Source organism: Arthrobacter sp. AG367 (assembly GCF_007828995.1).
In the GTDB taxonomy this organism is placed as follows: domain Bacteria; phylum Actinomycetota; class Actinomycetes; order Actinomycetales; family Micrococcaceae; genus Arthrobacter.
In genome coordinates this window covers 1-24,326 of record NZ_VIVE01000002.1, presented here as the reverse complement: position 1 = coordinate 24,326, position 24,326 = coordinate 1, and the positions used below count along the sequence as shown (strand labels likewise).

General features: G+C 67.7%; 20 protein-coding genes. 8 read left to right on the top strand and 12 right to left on the bottom strand.

The window, feature by feature from the left end:
• The first annotated feature begins 13 nt into the window (after positions 1 to 13).
• Entirely contained in the window at positions 14 to 1,132 is a 1,119-nt protein-coding gene (locus tag FB478_RS07220; protein ID WP_056392020.1) for an ABC transporter substrate-binding protein, read from the top strand.
• Between the two features lie 77 nt (positions 1,133 to 1,209).
• Positions 1,210 to 2,181: a serine hydrolase gene (locus FB478_RS07215; protein WP_144600072.1), complete on the top strand. Its 972-nt coding sequence runs from the start codon at positions 1,210 to 1,212 to the stop codon at positions 2,179 to 2,181.
• A gap of 41 nt (positions 2,182 to 2,222) precedes the next feature.
• Here FB478_RS07215 and FB478_RS07210 read toward each other — a convergent pair whose 3' ends face one another.
• Positions 2,223 to 3,128, bottom strand: a complete 906-nt coding sequence (locus tag FB478_RS07210; RefSeq protein ID WP_056392023.1) for a LysR family transcriptional regulator — start codon at positions 3,126 to 3,128, stop codon at positions 2,223 to 2,225.
• Between the two features lie 128 nt (positions 3,129 to 3,256).
• Here FB478_RS07210 and FB478_RS07205 point away from each other — a divergent pair, with 128 nt between their 5' ends.
• On the top strand, positions 3,257 to 4,399 hold the full coding sequence (locus FB478_RS07205; RefSeq protein ID WP_018772063.1) for a PrpF domain-containing protein: 1,143 nt from the start codon (positions 3,257 to 3,259) through the stop codon (positions 4,397 to 4,399).
• 57 nt (positions 4,400 to 4,456) lie between these two features.
• Positions 4,457 to 5,767 (top strand): C4-dicarboxylate transporter DctA, encoded by a 1,311-nt coding sequence (dctA, locus tag FB478_RS07200; RefSeq protein ID WP_144600071.1) that lies wholly within the window; start codon positions 4,457 to 4,459, stop codon positions 5,765 to 5,767.
• Positions 5,768 to 6,023: 256 nt separating this feature from the next.
• Here dctA and FB478_RS21090 read toward each other — a convergent pair whose 3' ends face one another.
• Genes FB478_RS21090 through FB478_RS07170 form a run of 7 tightly spaced genes read right to left on the bottom strand, consistent with a single transcriptional unit; the run spans position 6,024 to position 12,401 of the window.
• Positions 6,024 to 6,182 carry a hypothetical protein gene (locus tag FB478_RS21090; RefSeq protein ID WP_155845665.1) on the bottom strand — a complete coding sequence of 53 codons (159 nt, stop codon included), beginning with the start codon at positions 6,180 to 6,182 and terminating at the stop codon, positions 6,024 to 6,026.
• Positions 6,179 to 7,552, bottom strand: a complete 1,374-nt coding sequence (locus FB478_RS07195; protein ID WP_144600070.1) for an NtaA/DmoA family FMN-dependent monooxygenase — start codon at positions 7,550 to 7,552, stop codon at positions 6,179 to 6,181. The genes FB478_RS21090 and FB478_RS07195 overlap by 4 nt, the downstream gene beginning before the upstream one ends.
• Positions 7,553 to 7,563: 11 nt before the next feature.
• Positions 7,564 to 8,655, bottom strand: a complete 1,092-nt coding sequence (locus tag FB478_RS07190; RefSeq protein ID WP_144600069.1) for an LLM class flavin-dependent oxidoreductase — start codon at positions 8,653 to 8,655, stop codon at positions 7,564 to 7,566.
• Positions 8,652 to 9,488, bottom strand: a complete 837-nt coding sequence (locus FB478_RS07185; RefSeq protein ID WP_018772068.1) for a DUF1684 domain-containing protein — start codon at positions 9,486 to 9,488, stop codon at positions 8,652 to 8,654. Before FB478_RS07185 ends, FB478_RS07190 begins: the two co-directional genes overlap by 4 nt.
• Positions 9,485 to 10,546, bottom strand: a complete 1,062-nt coding sequence (locus tag FB478_RS07180; RefSeq protein ID WP_144600068.1) for a transporter substrate-binding domain-containing protein — start codon at positions 10,544 to 10,546, stop codon at positions 9,485 to 9,487. The genes FB478_RS07185 and FB478_RS07180 overlap by 4 nt, the downstream gene beginning before the upstream one ends.
• 11 nt (positions 10,547 to 10,557) lie before the next feature.
• On the bottom strand, positions 10,558 to 11,367 hold the full coding sequence (locus FB478_RS07175; RefSeq protein ID WP_144600067.1) for an amino acid ABC transporter ATP-binding protein: 810 nt from the start codon (positions 11,365 to 11,367) through the stop codon (positions 10,558 to 10,560).
• A complete protein-coding gene (locus FB478_RS07170) occupies positions 11,367 to 12,401 on the bottom strand; it encodes an amino acid ABC transporter permease (protein ID WP_395858345.1) in 1,035 nt (344 codons plus the stop codon). The genes FB478_RS07175 and FB478_RS07170 overlap by 1 nt, the downstream gene beginning before the upstream one ends.
• A gap of 322 nt (positions 12,402 to 12,723) precedes the next feature.
• On the opposite strand from FB478_RS07170, the gene FB478_RS07165 reads away from it, so the two are divergent.
• The 4 genes from FB478_RS07165 (at position 12,724) to FB478_RS07150 (ending at position 18,256) form a co-directional block, all read left to right on the top strand.
• Complete coding sequence (locus FB478_RS07165; RefSeq protein WP_144600066.1) at positions 12,724 to 14,673, top strand: FAD/NAD(P)-binding domain-containing protein; 1,950 nt, start codon at positions 12,724 to 12,726, stop codon at positions 14,671 to 14,673.
• Between the two features lie 36 nt (positions 14,674 to 14,709).
• Positions 14,710 to 15,261, top strand: coding sequence for a GNAT family N-acetyltransferase (locus FB478_RS07160; RefSeq protein ID WP_142070287.1), 552 nt, complete (start codon positions 14,710 to 14,712; stop codon positions 15,259 to 15,261).
• Positions 15,262 to 15,309: 48 nt separating this feature from the next.
• Positions 15,310 to 17,097 (top strand): helicase HerA-like domain-containing protein, encoded by a 1,788-nt coding sequence (locus FB478_RS07155; RefSeq protein ID WP_144600065.1) that lies wholly within the window; start codon positions 15,310 to 15,312, stop codon positions 17,095 to 17,097.
• 166 nt (positions 17,098 to 17,263) lie between these two features.
• Positions 17,264 to 18,256 (top strand): hypothetical protein, encoded by a 993-nt coding sequence (locus FB478_RS07150; RefSeq protein WP_186447755.1) that lies wholly within the window; start codon positions 17,264 to 17,266, stop codon positions 18,254 to 18,256.
• Positions 18,257 to 18,313: 57 nt separating this feature from the next.
• Here FB478_RS07150 and FB478_RS07145 read toward each other — a convergent pair whose 3' ends face one another.
• The 4 genes from FB478_RS07145 to FB478_RS07130 form a co-directional block, all read right to left on the bottom strand.
• Entirely contained in the window at positions 18,314 to 19,183 is an 870-nt protein-coding gene (locus tag FB478_RS07145; protein ID WP_144600064.1) for a type IV toxin-antitoxin system AbiEi family antitoxin domain-containing protein, read from the bottom strand.
• A 168-nt stretch (positions 19,184 to 19,351) separates the two neighbouring features.
• Positions 19,352 to 21,358 carry an NHL domain-containing thioredoxin family protein gene (locus FB478_RS07140; RefSeq protein WP_056392044.1) on the bottom strand — a complete coding sequence of 669 codons (2,007 nt, stop codon included), beginning with the start codon at positions 21,356 to 21,358 and terminating at the stop codon, positions 19,352 to 19,354.
• A complete protein-coding gene (locus tag FB478_RS07135; RefSeq protein WP_144600063.1) occupies positions 21,358 to 23,535 on the bottom strand; it encodes a cytochrome c oxidase assembly protein in 2,178 nt (725 codons plus the stop codon). The genes FB478_RS07140 and FB478_RS07135 overlap by 1 nt, the downstream gene beginning before the upstream one ends.
• Before the next feature lie 180 nt (positions 23,536 to 23,715).
• Positions 23,716 to 24,000, bottom strand: coding sequence for an HU family DNA-binding protein (locus tag FB478_RS07130; protein WP_011693739.1), 285 nt, complete (start codon positions 23,998 to 24,000; stop codon positions 23,716 to 23,718).
• Positions 24,001 to 24,326 lie beyond the last annotated feature (326 nt).

The following is a 24,326-nucleotide window of genomic DNA, read 5'->3' as shown; positions in this document are numbered from 1 at the left end:
AGGGACACCCACAATGAAGTTAGCGTCCAAACTTCCCGCCTTCACCGCAGCCGGAGTGCTGCTCGCCCTCAGCCTGGCCGGGTGCGGAAGCCCCGCCCAGAGTGCCGGCGTGGTCACTGCCACCGCAGCTGTGAACACCGACAACGGACTGGTGATCAACGGCGAATCCATCGCGGACAAGGACACCTACGAAAAGGCCAAGACCCAGACCCTGTCCCTCTACTCCGGCTACACCGATTCCTCTGAAAGCGCGCTGGTTGACGCCTTCACCAAGGACACCGGCATCAAGGTCAACGTCGTCCGGCTCACCCCGAACAAGCTCTCCGAACGCGTTCTCTCCGAACAGGGCGCCGGCAAGCTCAGCGCCGACGTCATCCGCACCTCCGACTACCGGATTGCCAAGTCCATGGAGGACGCCAAGGTCTGGAAGGCCTATGACGTACCCGGCGCCTCGGCCCTCAAGGACGTTTCCGTGGACGGCGGCCAGTTCACCCGCATGTTCAACTCCGTCTACACCCTGGGCTACAACACCCAGCTGGTGAAGGAAGCCGATGCCCCCAAGTCCTGGGCGGATGCCGTCGGCGGCAAATGGCAGGGGAAGCTGGGCATCGTCCAGGGCGGCTCGGGCGGCAGCACCGCTGCGCTGAACAGGTTCATGGAAACCAAGATGGGCGGCGACTACTTCGCCAAGTACGCTGCGCAGAAGCCCAAGATCTACGACTCCCTGGGTGCTGAGGCCACGGCGCTGGCCCGCGGTGAAGTGGCCGTGGGCACGGTCACCATCAGCGGCACCAACATCTCGGCCGTCCAGGACAAGGCCCCGGTCAAGTTCATCGTCCCCGAGGAAGGACTCGTCTCGTACGACTATTACCTGGGCATGACGGGCACCGCCACGAACGTGGAAGCCGCGAAGGTCTTCATGAACTACAACCTTTCCAAGCAGGGCCAGCAGGTCTTTGCGCAGATCGGTGAATACCCGGTCCGCACCGACGTGGCACCGCCCACCATCATGGGTGTGACGCTCCCCGCCGTCGATTCCGGCAAGGTCTACCGCATGCAGAACACCGACGCCGTGACCTACGGCAAGGACGATCTTGCCAAGTGGAACCAGGTCTTCGGCTACACCAAGTAACCCCGCAATCCCGTGCCTGGGGACCCGGCCTCCGCCGGGTCCCCGGGCTTTTTCATTCACCCGCCACCAGGAGCCCCGTGACCGCCGTCCACGTCCCCGCACTTCCGGTGCCCCGGAACACCTCGTCCCTGCTGGTCCGCCAGGACGGCAGGACCATCCTTGAACTCGGCGACACCACCCGCGCCAGTTACGTCGCCTCCGTCCGCAAAAGCCTGCTCTCGATCCTGTTCGGAATCCAGGTGCACGCCGGCACGGTCAGCCTCGACGCCACACTCGATGAGCTCGGTGTTGATGATGTTGGCGGCCTGCTGCCCATCGAGCGGACGGCCCGGCTCCGTGACCTGTTGACGTCGCGTTCGGGCGTCTACCATCCGCCCTCCAGCCCGGGCAGTGACGAGGCTGCCTTCCCTTCACGCGGCACAAAAGCACCGGGGCAGTATTTCCTCTACAACAACTGGGATTTCAACGCCGCCGGCGCGATCTTCGAGAAGGCCAGCGGCCTGACCGTCTTCGAAGCGTTCCAGAAGCACCTGGCCGGTCCGCTGGGGTTCGACGACTACGACCCCACACGCCAGCGAATGCTCGGGGACGCCCGAAAGTCCGCCTTCCCTGCCTACCACCTCTTCCTCTCCGCCCGGGATCTGGCCAAGATCGGGATGCTGATGGCTGCCGGCGGCCAGTGGGAAGGACGGCAGCATGTCCCCCGGGAGTGGGTCAGGGACAGCGTGGCCACCCATGTCAGGCGCGCAGACATGGCGCCGGCCACCGGTTTTGGCACCTGCGACTACGGCTACCTGTGGTGGCTCCCCCGGGAATCCGGCCCACAGTGGCAGGGGGCTTTCCTGGCCGCGGGCAACTACGGCCAGTTCCTGCTGGTCCTGCCGGCGATCGGGAGCGTCATTGTGCACCGGCGCTTCGTCAGCGACAGCTTCGTCGTCGCCCGGAACACCCACACGGCAGCTGCCTCGACGGCAGGCCCCGCTCCGGTGACCCACGGCGAATTCATGGACCTTGCCCGGGCGCTGGTTGCCGGGCTCCTGGCCCGGTAGGCGTCAGGAAAGGCACCGTACGACGGCGGCACCCTCCTTTGTCAGGAAGCCGCGCCCTTGGCGATGGAACGGAACACCTTGGTTGCCTGCTGCGCCGCGGGGCTGAGCCGCCGGTTTGCCAGGTGGGCCAGGAGGATCCGGCGCTTTGGGGACCCGGCGAGCGGGACCGCCACCACGTCGGGGCGCAGGGCCGTCAGCGCCAGCCTGGGTGCCAGGGCGATCCCGATCCCGGCCGCCACCATGCCCTGTGTCTCCTGGTAATCGTTGGCGGCGAAGGCGATCCGCGGTTCGAACCCGGCGTCGCGGCATACCCGGCTAAGGACATCGGCCACGGGGTGCTCGTCGCGCACCACCCATTCCTGGTCGCTCAAGGCGCCGATGCGGACCGAGCCCAGTTTGGCAATGGGGTGCTCCCGCGGTACCAGCAGCACTGTTGGATCGTTCATCAGCCTGACCAGGGCCAGGTCGGGGTCCTCGATCTGCTGCCAGGGATAGTCCCACAGCAGCGTCAGTTCGATTTCCCGCCGCCGCAGCCGTTCCAGCAGGCCGTCCCGGCGGGCACTGACAACCGTCACTGCCACCTCCGGGTGGCGGGCGCGGAACGCCAGCACAACGTCGGGCATCAGGGAGGCCCCGCCGGTGGGAAAGGTCCCAAGCCGGAGCTGGCCCCGCCGAAGGCCCGCGAACTCCCCCATTTCGGCGCGGGCGGCTTCAACGGTCCTGTCGATGTCGTCGGCGTAGTGCAGCAGGGCGTGCCCCGCCTCGGTCAGGACCACGCCCCGGGGATGGCGCTCGATGAGGACCACGCCCATCTCCTGCTCGAGTTTGGCTATCTGCTGCGACACCGCCGAGGTGGTGAAGGAAAGGGCGGCAGCAGCCGAGGTCAGGGAGCCGGAACGGCCCACCTCACGGAGCACATGGAGCCGGTGGAGATCGAGGATTGCCATGCACTGAGTTTAGCAAAAGTAGATAGTCGTCCATTTATTTGCGATTGTGCTGAAGGCTCCCATCCCGGATCGTAGAAGTACAAGGTGCTGTGAAGTAGAGCACCTGCAAGTTACGAGGGAGAAATACAGTGGGACTCAAAGGACATTGGTACCGGGGCGGCACCAGCAAGTGCTGGCTCTTCGATGCCAGGGACGTGGCCCTCCACGCCCCCACCCGCGAGGAAATCCCCGCACTGCTGTCAGCCGCTTTCGGCGCAGCGGATGCGCGGCAGCTGGACGGCGTCGGGGGCGGAACGTCCACCACGTCAAAGGCTGCAGTCATCTGGGCAACCCCTGGTGCCGAGGCAGACCTCGACTACCTTTTCGCCCAGGTGGGGATCGGTGACCCCACCGTTGAGCTGGGTTCCAACTGCGGCAACTGCGCCACCGCCATTGCCCTGTTCGCCGTCCAGACCGGCATCGTTCCCGCCCGGGACGGCATGACCAAGGTCCGCATGCGCCACGTCACTTCCGGCGCCGTGCTCAGCGGAGCGGTTCCAACTCCCGGCGGCCACATTCCCAAGTCCGGCCTGGCACGGGTTCCGGGCAGCAGCGCCGCCGGTGTTCCCGTCAGCCTCTCGTTCCACGGCCCCTGGGGCCAGAACACCGGCGCACTCCTGCCTACCGGCAACACCGTGGACCAACTCCAGGTCAACGGCAGGACCCTGGGCGCAACGATGGTGGACGCCGGCGCCCCTGCCGTGCTCCTCGCAGCCGACCAGGCCGGCGTCGATCTTTCCTCAATGACGGACAACCTCACCGCCCAGCTGCCGGACCTCATCGCGGCACGGGCATCAGCCGGCCTCATCATGGGGCTGCGGAAGCCTGAGGATCCGCCGCAGAACGCTGTCCCGAAAGTCGGGGTTGTGGCGCCAGCCGGCGACTACATCGCCGCGGACGGAACAACCATCACCGCCGGCAGCCACGACGTGCGGGTGCGGATGCTGTCCATGCTCGCACCCCACCCGGCCATCGGCCTGACCTCAGCCGTGGCAGTTGCCCTTGCATCCTCGCTGCAGTCATCGGTCGTAGCCAACGCAGCAGGGCAATCACCCTCCACCGGCACCGGAACTCCCCGCTTGCTGCGGGTCGGGACGCCCGCCGGCGTGATCACCGCCGAAATCATCACCGATGACACCGGCGCCGTCAGCGAAGTGGCCCTCCACCGGGCAGCCCGCCACATCGCCACCGCAGATATCGACGTGGCCCCGGCCGCCGAGCTGTCTGCCTAAAACCCCTTATCTCTTTGCCCCATCATTAAGGGGCCGCACCAACCAGGAAGTTGTTCAATGAAGATCAAATCCATCCTCGGACACCTGTATGTCCAGGTACTCATCGGAGTCGCCCTCGGCGTCGTTGTGGGCGCACTGTGGCCCGACCTCGGTGCATCGCTCAAGCCCATCGGCGACGGCTTCGTGAAACTCGTGAAGTTCATGATCGCCCCCATCGTGTTCTGCACCATCGTCGGAGGCATCACCTCGCTGCGGGACACCAAGAAGGTGGGCCCCACCCTGATCCGTTCGCTTGGCCTCTTCTACGCGCTGACGGCACTCGCCCTGGCCCTGGGCCTGGCCGCGGTGACGCTGTTCCAGCCCGGCGCCGGGATGCACATCGATCCCACGCACCTGGACTCCTCGGTGGCGCAGAAGTACACCACGCAACTGCCCAGCAGCAACCCCGTGGACTTCATCCTCAGCATCATCCCCACCACCTTCGTTGGCGCCTTCGCCGACGGTGAGGTCCTGCCCGTGCTGGTCATTGCAATGTTGTGCGGCTTTGCCTTCAGCAAGCTCGGCGCACCGGGCCAGCTGGCCCTGAACGTGGTCAACAGCTTCAACAAGCTGCTCTTCATCATGTTCGGCTACATCATGAAGGTGGCTCCGCTGGGAGCCTTCGGGGCCATGGCCTTCACCGTTGGCAAGTACGGCGCCCACTCCATCGGAAACCTCGGCATGCTGATCCTTGCCTTCTACGCCGCCTGCATCGTCTTCGTGGTGGTCGGCCTGGGCATCCTGGCCAAGGTGACCGGCTTCAGCCTGTGGCAGATCCTGCGCTACTTCAAGGATGAGTTCCTGATCGTCCTGGCCACGTCCTCCAGCGAACCGGTCCTGCCGCGCCTGCTGTCCAAGCTCGAACGGATCGGCTGCGACCGCAGCGTTGTGGGCCTGGTGGTCCCCACCGGCTACTCCTTCAACCTGACCGGAACGGCCATCTACCTCACCCTCGCCTCCATGTTCATCGCCCAGGCCTGCGACATCCACCTCAGCTGGGGCCAGATCCTGCTGATGCTCGGCATGATGCTGCTGACCTCCAAGGGCGCGGCGGGCGTCACCGGAAGTGGTTTCGTGGCCCTGGTGGCGACGCTGACGGTCATGCCCACCCTGCCGGTGGCCGGCGTGGCCCTCATCGTGGGCATCGACCGCTTCATGAGCGAGGCCCGTGCCCTCACCAGCACGGTCTGCAACATCGTCTCCTGCGTGGCAATCGCCAAGTGGCAGGGTGAGCTGGACATGGTCAAGCTCCGCTCCGAGCTCCAGGCGGGCTTCGTGCCCACCGAGGCGGAGAAGGTTCAGCTGGCCGAACCGGCCCTGGCCCACTAACCGGCCGCCAGCCCACCACCACCGGTGTTTGCCCGGGATCCCAGCAGGGGTCCCGGGCAAACCCCTGCAAGGGGTACTACTTCACAATCCGCACGGAAAGGACCCGAAATGAGTGAGCGCCAAACGGAACAGGAAACTGCAGAAGACTGCGACGCCGTCACCTGCTTCTACTGCCAGAGCCCGGAAACCGACTAGCGCCCCAGCCCTGGGGCCACGCCGTCAGCCTGGGCATTGCGAGGCAGGACGGCAACAGGCCCTAGACCCACTGCTCCCACAGCGTCAGCTGCAGGCTGACGGTCCCGGACGAACCAGCCACAACGGAACCGGCCCCCGCGGAAGGGTCGACGACGGCACCCGCCGTGCCGCCGTCGTCGTCCCTTCCGGCAAAAACAGCCAGCCGCATCAGCCGCATCACGCCCGGACCGCCTCAGCAGCCGCATCCGAAGAACGCACCGGCGTCTCCAGCCCAAGGTTTTCCCGCAGGGTGTTCCCGCGGTACTCCGTGGGGTACACCCCGCGTTCCTGCAGCTCCGGCACCAGGTGGTTGACGATGTCGTCCAGTCCGGAGGGAATGAGCCACGGCGAGATGTTGAATCCGTCCACCGCCCCCACCCGCGCGAACTCGGCCAGCTGGTCCGCCACCTCAACATACGAACCCGTGAAGGTGGAATCCACCCGTGCAGTGCGGGAGGTGACGAACTGCCGGATGGACAGCCCCTTGTCCTTGGCCTCGGCCCGCCACTGGTCCGCCAGCTGCCGCGCCTTGGCGCCGTGGAAGCCGCTGCCGCGGGTCTCGGACGTTTCCTCCACCACCGGATCGATCTCCGGCAGCGGTCCGTCCGGATCGTAGGCCGACAGCTCGCGGCCCCAGAACTGCTCCAGGTAGGCGATGGCCTGCTGCGGGCCGATCTGCAGGCTCCGCACCCACTCCTTCTTCTCCGCCGCCTCCGCAGCGGTGGGCGCCAGGATGAACTCACTGGCCGGCATGATCTGCACGGCGTTGGCACCCCGGCCAGCGGCCAGGGACCGCTCCACGAGGTCCTTGCGGAACTCCACGGCGTCGTCGAACTTGGGGTGCGCGGAGAAAATCACATCAGCCTGCCGGGCGGCAAAGTTGCGGCCCTCGGGCGAGTCGCCGGCCTGGAACAGCACCGGGCGGTACTGGGCGCTGCGCGGCAGCCGCGGCGTCACGTCCACCGTGTAGTGCTGGCCCTGGTGCACCACCCGCCGGGCAGGACCGTCCGGGGTTTCCCACGAATCCCAGATCCGCTTGGCCGTCTCCACGAACGCCTCGGCGTGCTTGTACCGGTCAGCGTGGTCAAGGTATCCCCCGCGGCGGAAGTTGGCCCCGGTCCAGGCGTTGTCAGTGGTCACGATGTTCCACGCGGCACGCCCGCCCGAGATCAGGTCCAGCGACGCCAGCCGGTGCGCCAGGTCGGCGGGATCGTTGTACGTGGTGTTCTGGGTGGCCACCAGCCCGATGTTTGTGGTCACCGAGGCCAGTGCGGCCAGCATGGTCTGCGCGTCCGGCCGGCCCACCACGTCCAGCGCGTGCGGGCGGCCCAGGTGTTCACGGAGGCGGAGCCCCTCGCCCAGGAAGAACGCGGCGAACAGCCCCCGCTCGGCGGTCTGGGCGATGCGGCGGAACGATTCGAAGTCCGTCTGCGAGCCCGATCCTGAGGCCTTCCAGATGGTGCCGGAGTTCACGCCCTGGAAGAAGACCCCAAACTGGATCTGGCCCGACGGCACAAAGACATCGGATTTAGCACGGTTGTGCTGTGTCACGGTGATTCCCCTTACTTTCCCGCGCCGGCGGGCGCAGCGGCGTTGGATGCGGCGGTGGCGTAGCGGCTCACCGGGCGTGAAAGCCCCAGCAGGTCGCGGAAGGTGCCGTCCTGCACCACCGGGCGGAGGACTCCGCGGCGGCGCAGTTCCGGCAGGACCAGGCGGCCCAGTTCCTCCAGGTCGACAAAGAGCGACGCCGGGTGCAGGCGCACGCCGTCGGCCTCCTCCAGGAGTTCCGTGAGGAAGTCCGTGAGACCGGCGGCGGAACCGGCGTAGTTAGCACGGCCGGAGCCAAAGCCAGCCACCCGCCCCGCCGCGGCCTGCCCGCGGGAGTCCAGGACGACGTCGAGCTCGGCGACCACTGCAACGCCGGCAGCCACCCGGGACCGCACATCGCGGACCTCTGCCGCCAGCAGTTCGGCGGCAGGTGCGGACACCAGCACGGCATCCACGGCGTCCGCGGGAACCTCCCCCAGCAGGGACGGGGGCGCCAGCACGGGCAGCTGCCCCTGCAGCGGCCGCGGAATGATGGACGGTCCCTGCACGGAATAGCCGGCGCCGGCAAAATCGGCAAGAGTCTCGAAATCGACCGCCGTATCAAAATCGACATAGTGCAGCTTGTCCACGTCGATGTACCGGCCGGTGGCCACGTCGCGGATCACGGCGTCGTCCTCCCACGAATCCCACAGCCGCCGGGACACCTCGATGGACGCCGCGGCCTCCTGACCCAGTGCAGCGCCGGTCACGGACGGGCGTCCGACGGCGGCAGCAGCCTCCGGCGATTCGGCTGCCGTCACGATCCACCCGGCCCGGCCGCCGGACACGTAGTCCAGGCTGGCCAGCTGGGTGGAGATGTGGAACGGCTCGGTGTAGACGGTGTCCACCTCGGGTACCAGGGCGATGGTCCGGGTGGCGGGCCCGGCGAAGGCCGCCCGCTGCAGCGCGTTGGCGCGGCCCGGAGCGGGTGCGTCGGTGAAGGTTGCTGCATGGAAGCCCGCGGACTCTGCTGCCAGCACGGCCCGGGTGAGGTGCGCGCCGTCCCAGCCGGCGCCGTCGAGCTCAAGGGCAAGGAACCCTCCCTGGCGGGTTGAAGAGATGCTCACTGCTGGTCCTGACGTTCGTAGGGAATCTTTTCGCCGGCCTCGATGGCCACCGGCAGCCGGTTTTCCGCCGGCGGCAGCGGGCAGGTGGCCAGGTCCGTGTACGCGCACGGCAGGTTCACGGCCCGGTTGAAGTCCAGCAGCACGGACCCGTCTGCGGCCGGCACCACGGACAGCGAGCGGTTGGCGGCATAAGTGGTCTTGCCGGAGGTCTGGTCTGTGAACAGCACGGACAGGGCGCCGGGGGCGTGGCCGTTGAATGCGGTCAGCGCCAGCTCCCGGCCGGCCAGCTTGAAGCGGATCTCGCCCGGCGCCTCATACACATGCTGGATGCCCTCGACGGCGGCGCCCACCGTGGTGGGCCTCGGCGCCTCGAACGGCACATAGGTTCCGCGCACGGCATACGCGGCATCGGGCGAGTAGGCGGGCGTGCCCTGGTAGGCCTGCAACAGCGGGTTTTCCGGATGACGGGGCCGGACGATGTATTCGCCGCCGCGCTTGGCCAGCTCAATGACGGTCTCGCCGGACACCAGGTTGATGCCGCCGCGCTCCTCGATGGGGCCAAGCTCAACGGTGGCCCCGGACGCAGTGTTCAGCTCCGTGCCGTCCTGCTGCAGGCTGTCACCCGGCTCCAAAAGGATGCGGACGACGTCGGCCGCCACGCTCCAGGTGCCCGGGACGCCTTCCAGCCGGGCGGGTTCGCTGCCCAGCCAGTGCAGGTGGGTCACCGCCAGGAAGCCGTGCGGGTGGGCGCGGTGCTGTTCGTGGGCGGCGTGCCATTCCTGCCAGTCGGCGTCGAAGGATTCGAGGGCTGATCCGGTGGATTGTGCGGTCATGATGCCTTCCCTGACGGGGCCGCGCCGGCCGATGCCTGCGTGGCCGCGAAGTTCTCTTCGGTGATGGTCTTGGATTCCGGCAGCGCTTCCTCGGACAGGCCCCAGCGCTCCAGCACCTTGCCGTAGGAGCCGTCCTTGATGACGGAATTGAGGGCCTCGGAAATGACCGGCGCCAGCCCGTTGCCGCGCAGGGTGGTGGCGGCCACCAGGGTCTCGGAGGGCCAGCCGGCGTTGACCTTGCCCACCACCTTCAGGTCGTCCCGGGTGTTCTCGCGGTACACGGTGGACGGGTAGGGGGCGATGTTCAGGTCCGTCCGGCCGGAGGACAGCGCCAGGATGGTGTCCGCGTCGGAGGAGTAGTACTGCAGCGTGGCCGGCGCTTTGCCCTTGCCCTCGAGCTCCTTGTTCCACGCCAGCAGGATCTTTTCCTGGTTGGTGCCGGACCCCACGGAGATCTTCAGGCCGGAGATGTCGTCCGCGCCCTTGATGTCATAGGTGGCGGACTTTTTGGCCTCGAAACCCATGTACGCGGCCCGGTAGCTGGCGAAGTCGAACAGCTTCACCCGGTCCTTGTTCACGCCCACGTTGGAGAACACAGCCTCAAAGTCGCCGGACTGGGTCTTCAGCGGCCAGTTCTCCCAGGACGTCACCTGCACGTCCAGCTCCAGGCCCAGCTTGTCCGCCACCAGCTGGGCGATGTCCAGTTCGGAGCCGATCGGCGTCTTGTCGTCGGTGGCGTGGAAGGACAGCGGGATGGACCCGGCGGTGGTGGCCACCGTCAGCTTGCCGTCCCTGCCGATCAGCCCGGGGACCTTGGCGGCGAGCGCCGCGTCCTTCTCGCCCCGGATCCGCTGCTGGTCCGGTGAGGTGTTGTAGACCACGCCGTTGCGTGCCGCCGTCGTCTGCGCTCCACCGCTGGCGTTGCCGGCGGCGGAGGCGCCGGGGTCGGCGCAGCCGGCGAGCGCGGCGGTGCCAAGGAGTGCGGTGCCGAGGAGTACGACGGCGGGACGCGCCGCGAGGGCGCGGCTGCGGCGGAGGCCGCGGGTGGGGAAAGCCATGGGGGTGGTCCTTAGATGTTGAAGGCCGGTTCCAGCACCTTGGAGAAGAAGCTCCGGGTGCGCGGTTCCTGGGGGTTGCTGAAAATTTCCTTGGGGGTGCCCTGTTCCACGATCTGGCCCTGGTCCATGAACACCACGGTGTCCGCCACGTCGCGGGCAAAGCCCATCTCGTGCGTGACGATGATCAGCGTGGTGCCGGACGTGGCCAGTTCGCGGATCACGTCCAGCACTTCGTTGACCAGTTCCGGGTCCAGGGCGGAGGTGGGCTCGTCGAACAGCAGGATCTTGGGGTCCAGGGCCAGGGCCCGGGCGATGGCCACGCGCTGCTGCTGGCCGCCGGAAAGCTGGCGGGGATAGGCGTCGGCCCGGTCCTCGAGCCCCACCCGGTCCAGCAGTTCCAGGCCGCGGCGGCGGGCCTCCTCCCTGGACCGCCCCTGCGCCACGACGGGTGCTTCCGCCACGTTCTCCAGGGCGGTGAGGTGCGGGAACAGGTTGAAGTTCTGGAACACCATGCCGATGTCGGTGCGCTGTTTCAGGATCTCCTTTTCCCGCAGTTCGTGCAGGCGGTCGCCGCGGAGTTTGTAGCCCACCAGCTGTCCATCGATGGTGATGTGGCCGCCGTCCACCTTTTCCAGGTGGTTGATGGTGCGCAGCAGGGTGGATTTCCCGGAGCCGGAGGGGCCCACGATCACGGCCACCCCGCCCGGTTCCACGGTGAGGCTGACGCCTTTGAGGACTTCCGTGGCGCCGAAGGATTTGCGGACACCGGTGATTTCCACCAGGCCGCGGGTGGCTGTGGGGGCGGTAAGGGTCTCAGTCATCAGGGGTTCCTTCGGGCGGGCACTGCCGCGTGGGTGGCGAAGAATTTACGGGCCTTCTGCAGGGGCGTCAGCGGCAGGCTCCGCACCGCGCCCCTGGAGTAGTGCCGTTCGATGTAGTACTGGAACACGCTCAGCACGGAGGTGATCACGATGTACCAGAGCGTGGCCACCAGCAGCAGCGGCAGGACCTGCTGGGTGCGGTTGTAGATGACCTGGACGGTGTAGAACAGCTCCGAGTAGGCCAGCACGTAGACGATCGAGGTGCCCTTGACCAGGCCGATGATCTCGTTGAACGCGGTGGGCAGGATGGCGCGCATGGCCTGCGGCAGCACGATCCGCGTGGAGCGGCGCCAGGCCGGGATGCCCAGGGCGGCCGCGGCCTCCAGCTGTCCCTGGTCCACTGACAGGATGCCGCCGCGGATGATCTCAGCCGAGTAGGCGGCCTGGTTCAGGGTCAGGCCCAGCACTGCTGCCGCAAACTGGCTGATCAGTGTGGTGGTCTGGACCTCGAAGAACCGGACGTCCGTGAACGGGATCCCCAGGCTGATTTTCTCGTACAAGTAGCCCAGGTTGTACCAAAGGAGCATCTGCACCAGCAGCGGCGTGGACCGGAAGATCCAGGAGAACGTCCAGGACACGGACACCAGCAGCGGCGATGCAGAGAGCCGCATCAGCGCCAGGATGAAGCCGAGCACAAATCCGAGGACACCGGAGATGGCGGTCAGCTTCAGCGTTTCCACCAGGCCGTAGACCACGGACTGGGCCGTGAACCACTGCGCCACCACGCCCCACTCCCAGCGCGGGTTGGTGGCCAGCGACCAGGCCACGGCCAGGACACCCAGGGCGACGACGGCAGTCCCCACCCAGCGCCACGGATGCTTGGCGGCCACCACGCGGTACGACGAATAGTCCGCGGGGACCCGTTCCGGGACGCCGGCCCTGCCCGGTCGCGCTGCCGGTGGCACCGCCGGTGACGCTGCCGCGGGCTGTGCCGGCTGCGGCTGTGCCGGTTGCGGCTGCTTTGACTGCGCCACCCTGGTTGCTGAACTCACGGGGCCACCTCACTTCTCATTCCTGGACTGGAGCCGGACCGCCCGGCGTCGGGGCGGCTCGCCCCGGGGTGCTGGCTGCAAATCTAGGACCGGCCGGAACGGGCCAGCAAGGCGCATGGTTGCAATACTTCACGGGGCTTCGCACGGCGTCATGAGTCGGTTTTTTGCGTCCCTTAACGCGCCGTGACGCGGAGTTAACGGCCGTGACCAGGTGCTCGACCGCCGTCGTCACGGCTGCCTAGCATGGGCACTCCGACGGCCACTTCCGCGCCGTCCCCGCACCCACTCGCCGTCAGGAGAGCCCATGCCAGCCACCATCCCGGCCATCGTCTTCATCGGCGGCGGGCCGCGCACGGCGGGTGTGCTGGAACGGATCGCCGCCAACCGGCCGGACGTCTTCGCCGGGCCGCTGCAGATCCACGTGGTGGAGCCGCACATCCCGGGCTCGGGCCGCATCTGGCGGTACGACCAGGACCCCGGGCTCCTCCTCAACTCCATGGCCGCGGACATCACCATGTTCACGGACCAGTCGGTGGACTGCCAGGGCCCCGCCGCGCCGGGTCCGGGGCTGGCCGAATGGGCCGCCGGTGTCCTGGACGCCTCCATCACCGATGTGCCGGACTTCCCGCAGCACCTGTGGGACCAGCTGCGGTCCCTGACCGGCACCACCTTTCCCACCCGCCAGCTGCAGAGCCGGTACCTGGAGTGGTTCTTCCGCCGCGCCGCCAGGTCCCTGGGCCGCAGCGTCACGGTCCACCGGACCACCGCAGTGGGCATTACGGAACTGAAAGGCGGCGGCCACCAGGTTGGGCTGGCCAACGGGCGGACCCTGCACGCGGACATCGTGGTGACCGCCCTGGGCCACACCGATTCCCTCCCGGACGCCGTGTCCGCCGGCTTCACGGACTTCGCCGCCCGGCACGGCGGCTACCACGCGGCACCCAGCTACACCACCGACGTCGACTACTCCCCCATTGCCCCCGGACAGGACGTCATCGTCGCCGGGATGGGCCTGGCGTTCGTGGACCTGCTGGTCCTCCTGATGGAAGGGCGCGGCGGCAGGTTCCAGGAAACGTCCGACGGCGGGCTGCGCTACCTTCCGTCCGGACGGGAACCGGTGCTGTGGGCCGGCTCCCGGCGTGGAGTGCCGTACCACTCGAAGATTTCCGCTGCCCTCCGGGGGCAGGCTCCCGGGCCGTTGCGGTTCTTTACGGCCGCCGCCGTGGATGCGCTGCTGCAGCAGCATGGCGAGCTGGACTTCCACCGGCATCTCTGGCCCCTGATCGCCAAGGAAGCCGGCTACTACTATTACCGCGAGCTTCTGACCGGAAGCCCTGAACGCGCCGCCATGGGCTGGGACGGGTTCGCCGCCGCCTATGCGGGACTGGACTGGTACAGCCCCGGGCGGAAAGACCTGGTGGCCGCAGCGGTCCCTGACGCCGGCCTGCACCTGGACCTGGAGCGGCTGGACCGCCCCTTCGACGGCCGCCGCTTCAGCGATCACGCGGAAGTCCAGGACGCGGTGGCCGGATACATCGAGCAGGACCTGGCACTGCGGGACAGCCCTGACCACCCCGAAACCCTTGCCCTGTTCCTGGCCCTGCTGCACGTCTATATGGAGGTGGGGCGCGTAGTCCCGCCCGAGCGGCTGAACGCACGCTCGCAGCAGGTCATCCACGGCTGGTGGCACGGCTTCTTCAGCTTCGTGGACTCCGGTCCGCCGCCGCACCGGCTCCGCCAGGTCCTGGCGCTGCACCGGGCCGGCCTGCTGCAGTTCCTGGGTCCCGGCCTCCAGGTCTCCGCCGATGAGGCCACCGGGCTTTTTGTTGCTTCGTCCGCCCAGTCCGGGGTGACCGTCACGGCGAAGGCCCTGATCGAGGCGCGGCTGCCGGCCACGTCCGTGGCCCGCTCGCTGAACCCCGTGCTCGCCTCCCTGCACGGGAGCGGCCTGGGCAGCGAGCAGCAGCTGCTGACCTCCGACGGCATCCACTCCACCGGGAAACTCCTGGTGTCCCCGCAGCACCAGCTGGTGGGGGCCGGCGGCAAGCCGCACACCACCCTTTTCGGCGTCGGCCCGGGAACATCGGGCTGGGGCGCGGGCGCCTTTGCCCGGCCCAACACGAACGCCGCGCCGTTCCGCGAGAACGATGCCCTGGCCCGGACCATCCTCCGCACTGCCCGCGGCGTGGCTGCCGGGGATGTGTCTGCCCCGGCCGCCATGACTCCAGAACCAGCCGCCGCCGGACAGAACTGACCGGCAACAATAACGACCAGTGACAAGGAATAACCAGTGACCGCAGAACCACACCTTCGTCCCAGGCCGCTTGATCCCGCCAGCCTGGTGGTCCTCAGCCTGCCCATGCACGATCCGCGCGTCCGGCCGCTCCTGGACGAGCTCGCCGTCGAATACGACACCCGCTACGGGGACCTGTTCGGCCGCACGGCTGCCGCAGAGGAACTGAACCGCTACCCCGCCGCGGAATTCGAGGGACCGCACGGAGCCCTCCTGGTCATCCAGGAGGACGGCGAGTCGATCGCCGGCGGCGCGTTCCGCCGGTACGACGAAACCACCGCGGAACTGAAGCGGATCTGGACGCACTCGGCCCACCGCCGTCGTGGTCTGGGCAGGCTGGTGCTGGCCGAGCTGGAAGCCCTGGCAGCCGCCCGCGGCTACACCCGGCTGTACCTCACCACCGGCCCGCGGCAGCCCGAAGCCAAGCACCTTTACCTCACCAGCGGCTACCAGGCACAGTTCGACCTCGACGCCGATCCGGAAACCATCGGACCGCTGGCGTTTACCAAGGAGCTCGCCCCGGTTCCGCGGAATTCCCGGCCGGACTGACCGCCCGGCCACCGCCCCATCCGGGGCCGCCGCGGTTATGCTGGCGCCATGGCCTCCAAAACCACAGCAGAGAAGCTTGCCACCATCCAGAAGGGCTACACGCTCGAAGGCGCCACCATCGAGCTGGGGGCCGCCATCATCGACGGCGAGCTCCACAAGGACGCGCCGGTGCGGCTGCCGCTGGCCATGATGAACAGGCACGGGCTGGTGGCCGGCGCCACCGGAACGGGCAAGACCGTCACCCTGCACATGATGGCCGAACAGCTGTCCACAGCCGGCGTCCCCGTCTTCCTGGCCGACATCAAGGGCGACCTTTCCGGCCTGGCGACTGCCGCCGCCGGCAGCGACAAACTCACCGCACGCACGCAAAGCATCGGCCAGCCGTGGCAGGGCAAGGCGTTTCCGGTGGAGTTCCTGGCGCTGGGCGGGGACGGCAACGGGGTTCCTGTGCGCGCCACCGTGTCCTCGTTCGGGCCCATCCTGCTCTCGCGCATCATGGAACTGAACGACACGCAGGAATCGAGCCTGCAGCTGGTGTTCTATTTTGCGGACAAGAACGGCCTGGAGCTGATCGACCTCAAGGACCTCCGCGCCGTCATCCAGTTCCTCACCTCGGACGAGGGCAAGGACCAGCTGGAGGAACTGGGCGGGCTGTCCAAGGCGACCGCCGGGGTGATCCTCCGCGAACTGGTGGGCCTCGAGGCCCAGGGGCTGGAAAAGTTCTTCGGTGAGCCGGAGTTCGATACCGCCGAGCTGCTGCGCACCGCCCCCGACGGCCGCGGCGTGGTCACCTGCCTGGAGCTGCCCACCCTGCAGACCAAGCCCATGCTGTTCTCCACCTTCCTGATGTGGCTGCTGGCGGACCTGTTCGAGGACCTTCCGGAGGCCGGCGACCTGGACAAGCCCAAACTCGTGTTCTTCCTGGACGAGGCCCACCTGCTGTTCAACGGGGCCAGCAAGGCCTTCCTGGACGCCATCACCACAACCGTCCGGCTCATCCGGTCCAAGGGGGTGGGCATCTTCTTCGTCACCCAGACACCCAAGGACGTCCCCGCCGACGTCCTGGGCCAGCTGGCCAACCGGGTGCAGCACGCCCTCCGCGCGTTCACCCCCGAGGACGCCAAGGCGCTCAAAGCCACGGTGTCCACGTTCCCGGTCAGCGACTACGACCTCGAAGAGACCCTCACCTCAGCGGGTATCGGCGAGGCCGTCATTACCGTCATGAACGAAAAGGGCGCGCCCACGCCGGTGGCCCTCACCCGGCTCCGGGCACCCGAGTCCTTGATGGGCCCCAGCGAGGAGACCCTGGTGCGCAGCACGGTGGCCGGTTCCGCGCTGCTGGGCAAGTACGGAACAGCGGTGGACAACCCCTCCGCCTACGAAAAGCTCACCGGCAAGGCGGCCGCGCCCACGGGTCCGACGGCCGACACCCCGGCCGGGGAACCTGCGGCGCCCGCCGGCTACGACGTGGACGCCGAAGCCCGCCGGATCGAGGAGGAAATCCTGGGCCGGCCCAGCAGCAGGCCGCCGCAGGCCCCGGTTCCCACGCAGGATCCTGAACCCCAGTACGGCGGCGCGGAGGACGGGGAGGCGCATGAGTCTGAACCACGCGCGTCCAAGCCCCGGGCCAAGGCCCCCCGGGCACCGCGGTCCCGGCAGCCGCAGTCGCGGGAGCCCGAGCCGCAACCGGGCGGCATGATGGGCGACCTCGGCGGAGTGCTCGGCGGCGCCCTGGGCGGCGGACTCAAGAGCATGGCACGGTCCATGGGCACCCAATTGGGGCGCGAACTGCTCCGCGGCGTGTTCGGCACATCGTCCCGGCGCCGCCGCCGCTGACCCTGCCGCTCCCACCCTGCAACGGGTGTCCCGGGAACCGCCAAGGCTCGTGTCAATGCCGGCCCGGCCACCCGCCGTCGGGCATTAACCGGGTGTTGCCCGGCAAGATAGGGGGACACCAACTTTAGTGTGCGTCCGCACTGCCGTTACTGTAAGGAACGTGCAGATGAGTCAAGCGTTGGTGAGGATCGCGGCCGGATGGCTGCTGGGCCTCATGCTTGCCATCGCCGGAGCCATCGTGGCCATCAACGTTGTGAACAACACCGTGGCCAGCCCGCAGCAGCCGGTACGGGAATACCTGGATGCTTTGAGGAGCGGAGACGGCGGACGTGCACTCGGCCTCCTGCGGGCCGCGGTCCCGCCCAGCAACGCTGCAATGCTGGATGGCCCCGGGCTGCAGACGGCGGCGTCCCGTGTAGCGAACATCAAGATCGGCGACCCTGAGGAACGTCCGAACAACCAGGTCACGGTGCCCCTGGAGTACACCATCGACGGCAGCCGGCTGCACACCGACTTCCTCCTGCAGAAGACCGGCACCGAATGGCTGTTCTTCAACACCTGGGCGTTTGTCCCGTCCCGGCTGCCCACCGTTGATATCACCGTGGTCAACGGCAACGAGGCTGACGTCAACGGCGTCCCGGTCAATATGCCCAACGGCCGCAACTCCTTTGCCGTGTTCTACCCGGGCGAATACGAGGCGTCCCTGGACGGACAGTACTTCTCGGCACCCGCCACCAGGGCCACCGTCACCTCCAAGGACGCCCCGGTGGCGCCCCTCAACCTGCTGACCCAGGCCACGGACAAGCTGAAGAACGACGTTGCAGCCAAGATCCGGGAGTTCCTGGACGGCTGCGCGGCGGAGGCCGTCAAGGAACAGAAGCTCCAGCCGGACTGCCCCTTCTACTACACCAGCAACAACAGGGTCCAGGACGGCACCATCCGGTGGACCGTGACCAAGTACCCGGGTGTATCAGTGGAGCCGTTCGACGGCCGCTGGGTGGTGGCACCCCTGGACGGCAAGGCCAAGGTGGAGGCGCTCCAGCAGAACTCGTTCACCGGGGCCTGGTACCCGCTGGACGCAGAGGTGGACTTCAGCTTCACCACCCGCCTGGACGTCTCCGGCGGCACCGTCAAGGTCACCCCGATGCTGAGCTTCTAGGCCCTGCATCCAAAGTGGCCCAGTTTTGGTCCCATAGTTGACGTGCTGCCTGGAGTTTTAGACCCAGTCCTGTCGAAAACTGGGCTGGTTCGGCTGCGGCCACCGCAGCGAACCCCGCGCCAGCACCTCCCGCACCTGCGCCAAGACGGACTCCGGCGCGTAAACCACATCATCGTAGAAGAATCTGAGCACGGGCAGGCCCCGACGTATTGCGGCGTTATCCCTGCGGCGGTCCTTCTTGTATTGCCGTGGCTCCATGTGGAAGGCGATTCCATCGATCTCGACGATGAGGAATCCCTCCAGGAGGAAGTCCACACGTCCTATTCCCTCGATCCACACTTGCGTCTCCGTGGCTATCCCGGCATCCCTGAACAGCACCCGGGCCAGGGTTTCCAGGAGGGAGTCCGCGCCACGCTCAACCTTGGACAGAACCTGCCGGGCCTTGCCGCATCGATTGCCATCCAAGAGGCGGAAGAGATGGCCGGGCTCAATGTCTCCGCGGTTATAGGCGCATTCCACCATGACCACGGATTCGAGTTCCGGCAGGCACAGCAGCGCGTGGAGCAGGACGTCGGGCAGTGCTGCAAGCGTCCTGTGCTGCGGCTGCTGGGTCAGGGGAAGCCTGTGGCTGACACATCGGGCTGCACTCCGCCCATTGCTGTGCCAGTAATGGGGCGTCGCGGCGGAACGCAGCTGCCATAGGCCGTATTTCGGGGCCGCGGAGGCACATGTCAGGAGACCGCGGGCCATGCCGGCAGCCATCAGCTCCGGATCAGCGCCCGCCACGGCCAAGACGCCCCGCTCCAGGCGTACCACCTGGCCGCTCCGGACCGCCCGCCGAAGCGCCGTTTCCGTAGCCCCTGCGGCCAGCACGTCACGCCGCAGCAATACTCCCCCGGCCGACCTGAGGATCTCTGTAGGGTCCATGAGGCCACAATGCCTGCCTGCCCTGGCCTGCGGCAGAAGTAACGGAGGCTATGTGGACAACGGCGCGTCCAGACTGGCCCAGTTTTCGGGGAGCAGAGACAGGACTGGCCCGGTCTTCAGGGCACGACGCTCTGAAAACCGGGCCAGTTCAGCAAAACCAGCAGAGGGTCAGTCCATTCCGCGCAGGTCCAGGACCAGTTCCGTGTCACCATCGGCCTGCAGGACCACGGGGATGCCCCAGTCCTGCTGGTACAGGTGGCAGGCGGCGTGGTCGGGGATCTCCCCGTCCTCGGTCTCGGGGCCGTCGCAGGCCGCGGCGCGGGCGGTAATGTGCAGCACGCCCTCGGGCACGTCCGGGGACAGCTCCAGGGTGCGCTGCAGTCCCACGGAGGTTCCGCCGCCGGAGACCAGCAGCCCGGGAGGCGTGGAGGAGATCTTCAGCTGGGTGGGGTCGCCCCAGCGGTCGTCGAGCTTCTGGCCCGTGGGCGCCGTGAAGCGGACGGTCAGGTCCAGCGCGCCGGGCGCCACCGGGCTCTTGGGCCGGTGGGTCTGGGATGCGCCCTCATCCACCTGCTGTGCTTCCTTGGGAATGGGCACGTAGACGATCTGGTGCTTGTTGGCCTCCACCACTACCAGCAGGGGCTCGGAACCGGCCGAGTGGGTGTGGTCCACGATCACGTCGGAGGGCTCGGCCAAACCTCGTGCCAGGGTGGACACGGTGCCGGATGCGGGGTCGTAGCGGCGGACGGCACCGTTGTAGGTGTCCGCGATCGCCACGGAGCCGTCGGGCAGGACGGTCACGCCCAGCGGGTGCTGCAGGCGTGCGTCGGCGGCCGGGCCGTCGCGGAAGCCGAAGTCGAACAGGCCCTTGCCTACTGCAGACTCCACGGTGACCTTCCCGGAATCGTCAACCACCAGCTTCCGCAGTGCGGAGGTCTCCGAATCAGCCACCCAGATGTTGCCGTCGGCGTCCTCGGCCACGCCTGAGGGCTGGGCGAACCAGGATTCGTGCGCGGCGCCGTCCAGCAGGCCCTCAAGCCCGTTGCCCGCGATGATGTCCACTTCGCCGCCCACAGGGTCGAAGCTGAAGATCTGGTGCGTACCGGCCATCGCGACCACCACGGCGTTCAGCTTCCGTGACCACACCACGTCCCAGGGAGAGCTCAGGGAGACTTCGAGCGGGTGCTCGCTCAGCTTGCCCGTGAACCCCGCGGCGTCCTCGTCCACGCGGGCGGGGCCGGTCTCCAGCAGGCGTTGGATCCCGTTGCCGGCCAGCGTGGACGCCTTGCCGTCCGTGAGCGACAGTCCGCGCAGGCGGTGGTTGACGGAGTCAGCAATTACGACGTCGTAGCCCACCTTGGCTGCCACATCTTCGGGCAGCAGGACCAGGCCCTGGGGTTCGTTGAACTGGACGGTGGCCGTGTCACCGGCGGCGGGACCGTCGGCATAGCCCTTGGTGCCCGAGCCAAAGGTTGCCAGCACCGTGTGGAAGTCGGTGTCCAGTTCCACCAGCCGGTGGTGGCCGGTGTCGGTGACCAGCCAGGTGCCGGACGTCGGGGCACCTGCGGACGTGCCGCCGTCGGGCGCTGCCCCTGAAGCAGACCCGCGGCCGGCGGGCAGGAACAGCGCCTTGCCGGGGAAGCGAAGGGTGCCGGAGGTTGCCTCGGGCGCCACGTACGGGCCGGAGCCGCGGTGCAGGGTGCCCTTGGCTTCGTGTTCGGCGATGAGCTCGGGGATCAGCACGGCGAGCCCGTCCGCGTGGCCCTCGCCGGAGAGGTGCGCCACGATGTAGCCCTCGGGGTCGATGACCACCAGGGTGGGCCAGGCACGGGCGGTGTAGGCCTTCCAGGTGTCCAGCTCTGGATCATCCAGGACGGGGTGGTGGATCTCGTACCGCTCCACGGCCGCGGCCAGCGCCACCGGGTCCGCCTCGTGCTCGAACTTGGGCGAGTGGACGCCCACCGTCACCAGGACATCGGAGTACTGCTCCTCCAGCGGCCGAAGCTCGTCCAGGACGTGCAGGCAGTTGATGCAGCAGAAGGTCCAGAAGTCCAGCAGCACGATCTTGCCGCGCAGGGCCTCCAGGTCCAGGGTCTTGCCGCCGGTGTTCAGCCAGTTGCGGCCTACCAGTTCGGAGGCCCGGACCCGGGCATGCGTGCGTACGGTTTCGCTCATCAGCGTCCTTCCAGCTTGTTGCGTTCAGCCAGCTTGGCGTCGCGTTCGGCCAATTTGGCAAACATATCGTTGTAAGCGGTCAGATCGGCGTCGTTATTCCTGTCCGCCGCGCGGTCCACGCGTTTGGTCTCCCGCTGGTCGGACCTGGACCACATGATGGCGACGCCGATCGCCACCAGCAGCGTTGGCACCTCACCGATGCCCCAGGCCACCGCGCCGCCGGTCTGCTGGTCGACGAGGGCCGACGGTCCCCAGGCGCGGCCAAGGTTGCCGAAGTAGTCCGCGGCCAGCAGCCCGGTGCCGCCCATGATGGAGACCCCGAAGAAGGCATGGAAGCCCATGGTGGCCAGCAGCAGGAGCAGCCGCATGGGGTACGGCGCACGGCGCGGCAGCGGGTCCGTGCCGATCATGCTGAGCACAAAGATGTACCCGGTGAGCAGGAAGTGCAGGTTCATCAGCTCGTGGCCCACATGCTCGCGCATGGCGAAGCCAAACAGGTCCGAGTAGTAGAACAGCACGATCGAGCCGGCGAAGTTGGCAGCGGCGAACAGCGGGTGGGTGACCAGCTGAGAGAACTTCGAATGGACGAAGACCAGCAGCCATTCGCGCATCCCGCGTGAGCCGTCGCCGCGGGCGGGCAGCGCACGCAGGGCCAGGGTCACGGGGGCGCCCAGCACCAGGAAGATCGGGGCAACCATGGTCAGGGCCATATGGTCCACCATGTGCGCGGAGAACAGGACGCGGCCATAGACCGACGGCGGCCCGGACGTGATGAACGTCAGGACCACCAGGCCGACGACCCAGTTCAGGGACCGGAACCACTGCCAGGAATCGCCCCGGCGGCGGACCTTGGCCACGCCCAGGAAGTAGGTGGCCAGGCCGAAGAGGGCCACGCCCACCCAGAGCCAGTCCAGCCGCCACTCGGTCAACCAGCGTTCGGGCGTCAGCTCCGGGGGCAGCTCGTAGCCGCTGAGGATGAAGGCGGGCGAGGCATCGGCCGCCACTTCCGTTGGCTGCGGCGGCGCCGAGCGGCCCAGGGCCACGGCGATGCCCGAGGTGGCACCCATGACCAGCAGCTCAGCCAGCACCAGCTGCCAGAGGACCCGCCGCGAGGACAGGGTGGAGCCCTTGCGGCCTAGCCGCGGGATGACCCACTGCCGGTGCATGAAGCCGATGCCGCCCAGGACCACCGCGGCGGCAGTCTTGGCCAGGATCAGCTGGCCGTACGCCGAGCCGAAGAGATCATGCCAGCTGGTGACGCGGATGCTGGCGTTGATGATGCCCGAGGCGAAGACCAGCACGAACGCGAAGCCGGCCAGGGTGGAGAACCGCCGGAGCGTGGGTTCGGTGATATCCGTGGCTGCCCCGGCCTTGGACCCCGTGAGGATCCCGGACAGCAGGGCCAGGATGATGATGCCGCCCACCCAGGTGCTCACGCCCACCAGGTGCAGGCCGAGTGAGTTGATGGCGCCCTCGTGGTCCGAAGAGCTCGACGAGTGTCCGATCAGGGCGGTGGGGACCAGGCCGATGAGGGCCAGGATGAGGGTCAGGGCGAGGCCGCCCAGGGACCTGACGCCGAACAGCGCGGTGGTCACCACGGCGGCAATGATGATGACGGCAAGCCATGCCCGGCCCGTTTCGATGTCCGTCATGAAGTACACCAGGGCCTGGGTGAACGCGGGATCGCCGGACAGCCCCTGCCCTGCTACGTCGGCATAGGTGAGCACCAGGACTGCGATGGCGGACAAGGTCCACACGGCGCCCGCGACGGCCGCCACAGCGAGCACGCGGGTGAAGGCGGGATGTTCGGGCGCACCTCCGGCTGGTGGAGTTTCCCGGTCCCGGCCCCGCACGGCACTGTTCCGGGGGTTCAGGTTTTTGGGGAGGATGCCGACGGCGAAGATCAGGCCTCCGATGACGGTCGCCAGGGAAACGTTATGGATTGCCTTGCTGACGGGCAGGCCCCACCGCACCAGGGCGCCGGGGTCGGCGACGCTGCGCGCCGCTGCAGCGCCGGAGAAGATCAGTGCTGCTGCAAGGGCCAGGAAGAGTGCTGCCAGGCCTGCAAGCTGCCAGGGCACGGGGATCCCCCGGCTTCCGGCGTCCCGGACCGCAGCTCCCTTGCCAGGATCGGACTGGGGCGCGGTGGAACGTGGAGTTGCGGCGGAAGACACCATTCCATTGTCCGCTACGCCTGCCTGCGCCGCGAATCCGGGTTGTATGCCAGTGAGCAGTTGGAGCCGGGGAGCGGTTGGAGCCGGGGAGCGGTTGGAGCCGGGCCGTTAAAGCAAAGGAGCGGCAACCCGATGGGTTGCCGCTCCTTGTTCCAGCCGGCTGCATGCCGGGAGGGACAAGCTTTACTTCTTGGAGACTGCAGCCTTCAGCTTGGAGCCGGCGGTCAGCTTGACGCTGTGGCCTGCTGCGATCTGGATGGTTTCGCCGGTCTGCGGGTTGCGACCGGTGCGTGCTGCACGGTCAGTGCGCTCGACGGCGAGCCAGCCCGGGATGGTGATCTTCTCGCCCGCGGCGACAGAAGTCTCGAAAACCTCGAACAGTGCATCGAGGACGGAGTTGACGGCAGCCTGGCTGGTGCCGGCCTTGCCTGCTACCTCTGCAACAAGTTCACTACGGTTCTTAGCCATTTATGTCCTCCTGGACGATTCTGATTCTGGAGCCTGCACGCGGCATGCGCACAAGCCACTGTCCGAAAACTTACCAGCTTGGGCGCTTCCGGTCCGCAAATTCCGCGTGTTTCCGCGACTTTTTGAGGTTAATCACCGATTCCGGGGCCCATTTTCAGCCCTTGGAGGAAGGCTTTGCGCTTCCTGCCGGGTTTCCTGGGACGCCGCGTTCGGTTTCCAGATGGGGAGTTGGGGTTAAATGTGGGAGGCCCCAACCTGGTGGTTGGGGCCTCGACCAATGTGTGTCCGGCGGTGACCTACTCTCCCACACCCTCCCGGGTGCAGTA